Consider the following 336-nt stretch of genomic DNA (forward strand, 5'->3'; position numbering starts at 1 on the left):
GGTGATGAAGCTGAAATACGGCCCACCACAACCAGCACTAAGCAAAAAGGCTATGCAGTTCGGCTTCTCGAACTGAAGGCTTGGTGGTGATAGTGGGAGTATCAGAGTCTGCTGACCACGAAAAGCACGAAGGGGTGATAGCCTCCATGTTCATCGGAGCGCTTACAACCTTGAGCTGGGTGAGGAGTAAACTTGAAGGGCGTAGGTTTCCTCCTGGAATTCTGTGACATACCGAGTATAAGGCCTGACAGGCAGATAAATATGAAACTAGACGACGTTAAAAAGCTGCATCAGAAAAAGTACCGCACCCAGTTCGGCCATTATCTGGTAGAAGGT

Annotated in this window: 1 pseudogene; it reads left to right on the forward strand. The window is 48.8% G+C overall.

Going from position 1 to position 336, the window contains the following annotated elements:
• Positions 1-261 precede the first annotated feature (261 nt).
• Positions 262-336, forward strand: a pseudogene (locus J0A66_RS23480) (TrmH family RNA methyltransferase); the annotation flags it as partial.

This window comes from Bowmanella dokdonensis, from assembly GCF_017254865.1.
GTDB lineage: Bacteria > Pseudomonadota > Gammaproteobacteria > Enterobacterales > Alteromonadaceae > Bowmanella > Bowmanella dokdonensis.